The 4,301-nt window shown below is 49.7% G+C and carries 3 protein-coding genes; all 3 read left to right on the plus strand.

Annotated elements, in window-relative coordinates; translation table 11 throughout:
- Nucleotides 1-205 precede the first annotated feature (205 nt).
- Nucleotides 206-1,180 carry a glycoside hydrolase family 130 protein gene (locus BN93_RS01790; RefSeq protein ID WP_019186645.1) on the plus strand — a complete coding sequence of 325 codons (975 nt, stop codon included), beginning with the start codon at nucleotides 206-208 and terminating at the stop codon, nucleotides 1,178-1,180.
- A 359-nt stretch (nucleotides 1,181-1,539) separates the two neighbouring features.
- The gene (locus BN93_RS01795) at nucleotides 1,540-3,168 is read left to right on the plus strand and encodes a beta-N-acetylhexosaminidase (protein WP_044259407.1); all 1,629 of its coding nucleotides are present in this window, start codon (nucleotides 1,540-1,542) and stop codon (nucleotides 3,166-3,168) included.
- Between the two features lie 138 nt (nucleotides 3,169-3,306).
- A partial coding sequence (locus BN93_RS01800) for a beta-N-acetylhexosaminidase (protein WP_019186647.1) occupies nucleotides 3,307-4,301 on the plus strand: 995 nt, incomplete at its 3' end.

The following is a 4,301-nucleotide window of genomic DNA, read 5'->3' on the forward strand; positions in this document are numbered from 1 at the left end:
ATGCAGGGTTACAACAAAACAATATAATAACATTTGCAAAGCCAAACAGCAACCATAAACAGTGCAACAACAAGGCATATCACTCCCCGCTCCCCTTGGAGAGGGGCTGGGGGTGAGGCCGTAAAAATAAATTACCCATAAATCCCAAGTCCTCTTGCCACGCCACAGCCGCAAGTCAAGGCGCGAAGAGAGGCATCATAAAGATATGAAAGAACTAAAAGACATCATGCCCTGGGAGGAACGTCCCGCCGGTTGCGCCGATGTAATGTGGCGTTATTCAAAGAATCCCGTTATCGGACGTTACCACATCCCCACATCAAACAGCATTTTCAACAGTGCCGTAGTACCCTTTGAAGATGGTTTCGCAGGCGTTTTCCGTTGCGACAACAAGGCCGTGCAGATGAATATCTTTGCTGGATTCAGTAAGGATGGCATCAACTGGGACATCAATCACGAACCTATCGTGTTCGAGGCAGGCAATACTCAGATGATAGAATCGGAGTATAAGTACGACCCGCGCGTAACTTGGATAGACGGCCGCTATTGGATTACATGGTGCAATGGCTATCATGGTCCTACAATCGGCATCGCCTACACCTTCGACTTCAAGCGTTTCTACCAATGCGAAAACGCCTTCTTGCCCTTCAACCGCAACGGTGTGCTCTTCCCACAGAAGATAAACGGCAAGTTCGCCATGCTTTCGCGCCCCAGCGATAACGGTCATACGCCCTTCGGCGACATTTATCTAAGCTATAGCCCCGATATGAAATACTGGGGCGAACATCGCTGCGTGATGAAGGTAACGCCTTTCCCTGAGAGCGCATGGCAATGCACTAAGATTGGTGCTGGCTCTGTTCCGTTCCTTACTGATGAGGGTTGGCTGATGTTCTACCACGGCGTTATCACCACATGCAACGGTTTCCGTTATTCGATGGGTGCCGTATTGCTCGATAAAGATAATCCCGAACGCGTGCTTTATCGCACTCGTCCTTATCTGCTTGCGCCTGCTGCTCCCTACGAATTGCAAGGCGATGTGCCCAACGTTGTGTTCCCCTGCGCTGCACTTAGCGACGGCGAACGCGTAGCCGTGTACTACGGAGCCGCTGACACCGTGGTGGGAATGGCCTTCGGATATGTAAAAGAGATTGTCGACTTTGTGAAGAATAACTCAATAGTGTAAGGAGTAAAGGAGTAAGTAGTAAAGTAGTAAGGAGTTGTTTTTGAGGAGTTAAGGAGTTAAGGAGTTATGGAGTTAAGCCGTATGCGTTGTTGCAGAGGGGCGAACTTTCTCATTAACTCACTAACTCATCAGCTTATAAACTTATAAACTGAGAAACTTATCAACTCATAAACTCAATAACTCATCACCTCATAAACTCAATAACTCACCACTTCATCACCTCATAAACTCAAAAACTCACCAACTCATCAACTCAAAAATTCACCAACTCACCACCTCATAAACTCAATAACTCACCACCTCATCAACTTTTAAACTCAATAACTCACCAACTCAATAACTCATAAACTAAAATAGAAATGAAACGTCTTCTATTAGCCGCAGCATTAGGTTTCTCGATGCTAAGCGCCCATGCAGCCGACGCCAACTACAATGTTGTGCCGTTGCCAAAGAGCGTTGTGATGGCCAAAGGCAAGCCCTTTAACCTCACAAGTGCAACAACAATCGTATACGAAGGTACTAATCCCGAGATGAAACGCAACGCGCGGTTCCTCTCCGAGTACATCCAGCAAGTTTCGGGCATACGTACCAGCTTGCTAGACAAGCGCGATAAGAACGCTGCTGCCATCGTTCTAACCATTGATCCCAAGGTAACAGGTGCCGAAGCCTATCGCCTTACTGTCAACAACAAGCAGGTAACAATCGCCGCAAGCACGCCAGCAGGGGTATTCTATGGCATTCAGACTCTGCGTAAGGCGTTGCCCGTGCAAACCAATGGGGCCGACGTAGCCCTGCCTGCCGTGACTGTTGCCGACGAACCACGCTTTGGTTATCGTGGTATGATGCTCGATTGCGCACGCCATTTCTTCCCCCTAAGCTTTGTTAAGAAGTTTATCGACATCTTGGCTTTGCACAACATGAACGTATTTCACTGGCACCTAACCGAAGACCAAGGCTGGCGTTTGGAGATAAAGAGCCATCCCGAACTCACCGCTAAGTCGTCGATGCGTTCGGGAACGGTTATCGGTCACAACGCAATGGTAGACGATAGCATCCCCCACGGCGGTTTCTACACGCAACAAGAGGCGCGCGAGATTGTGGAATATGCACGCCAACGCCACATCACCGTTATCCCCGAGATAGACATGCCGGGTCACATGTTGGCCGCATTGGCTGCTTATCCCGAACTGGGATGTTCGGGCGGACCCTACGAAGTGGGGCATCGCTGGGGCGTATATAAAGATGTGTTGTGCCTTGGAAAGGAAAGTACGTACAAGTTTGTGCAAGATGTTATCGACGAAGTGGTGGACATCTTCCCCGCAAAATACTTCCATATCGGTGGCGACGAAACGCCAACCATCATGTGGGAGAAGTGTCCCAGGTGCATACAAAAGGCAAAAGAAGAGAACACCGACATCAAACACCTGCAACAATACTTCACCAATAGGGTTGAAAAGTACCTTAACAGCAAGGGAAAGAGCATCATCGGATGGGACGAAATCCTTGAAGGAAAAATCAACCAAAGCGCTACCATCATGGCTTGGCGCGGCGAAAAGAACGGGTTTGATGGTGCCATAAAGGGTCACGACGTTGTGATGACGCCCAGCTCGCACGTTTATTTCGACCATTATCAGGCCAAGGAAACCAAGCACGAGCCTGATGCCATCGGCGGTTTCTCGCCTGTTGAGAAGGTTTATTCTTACGAACCAATACCCGAAAGCCTTCCTGCCGATGCCAAAAAGCGTATCTTTGGTGTGCAGGCTAACCTCTGGACCGAGTACATTCCTTACACCACACAGGCCGAATACATGATTATGCCGCGTATGGCAGCCTTGGCCGAGGTGCAATGGACGCCCGCTGCGAAGAAGAACTTCGATGATTTCAGCAAGCGCGCGCACCGTCTTAGCGACCTTTACGACCGCTATGGCTATCAGTATGCACGCCATTTGTGGAAAGACAAAGCCATACCCACCTCTGCTGTGTGGTAAATAACATACCGCTGGCAGCCATTTCGCCGTAAGCCCTAACTGTGGGTTGTGGCGAGGTGGCTGCCTCTTTTCGTTATCAATACCACCCCTCTTTATATATAAAGGTATATTTCACATCTTCTTAATAGTATCCAACACATGCACAGAACATTCTTCGCCTGGCTGCTTCTGGTGGCTTCGCTCTGTCCCAAACAGGTGCAGGCGCAATCGGTTATCCCGCAACCTAGGGAGATAACCATGGGCAAAGGCTTCTTTACCATTAAGCCCAACACGCCCGTTGAACTGAATTTCGAGGGCGAAGAGGCACGCCAAATGAAGGCCTACATACGCCAAACCTTGGGCTTGAAGGTGTTTAAAGGAAAGTTCATCAGTAAAGTTCCGGCCATAAGCCTTAACTTGTTGCGGATAAAAGAGCCGTCTTGCTACGGTAGAACGTTTCCCGAATATTATACCCTAGACGTAACGCCCGAACGAATAACCATCATGTCGCATACCACAACAGGCTTGTTTTATGCCTTGCAAACCCTTCGGCAGCTTACGGTAGACGGCAACAAGGTGGCTTGTGCCAAGGTGAATGACCAGCCACGCTTTCCTTATCGCGGCATGATGCTCGACTGTTCGCGCCATTTCTTCACGCCCCAGTTCATCAAAAAGCAACTCGATGCTATGGCTTACTTTAAGCTTAACCGCTTTCATTGGCACCTAACCGATGGCGGAGGATGGCGTTTGGAGGTGAAGAAATACCCCAAACTGATTGAGGAAACAGCCTACCGAACCCAAAACGACTGGACTAAATGGTGGCGCGAACACGACCGGCGCTACTGCCACGCCAACGATTCGGGGGCTTATGGCGGATATTATACGCAAGACGAAGTGCGCGACATCGTGGCATACGCGGCCAAAAGGCACATCACCGTGATACCCGAGATAGAGATGCCAGGCCATAGCAACGAGGTGTTTGCGGCCTATCCAAACCTCACTTGCGAGGGTAAGGCCTACACCAGTCCCGACTTCTGCCCTGGAAACGATAGCGTGTTTACCTTTCTCGAAGGTGTTCTCACCGAGGTGATGCAGCTTTTCCCCTCCGAATATATCCACATCGGGGGCGACGAGGCTTGGCAAGAGAAGTGGAA

This window comes from Prevotella conceptionensis 9403948, assembly GCF_000312305.1.
Lineage (GTDB): Bacteria > Bacteroidota > Bacteroidia > Bacteroidales > Bacteroidaceae > Prevotella > Prevotella conceptionensis.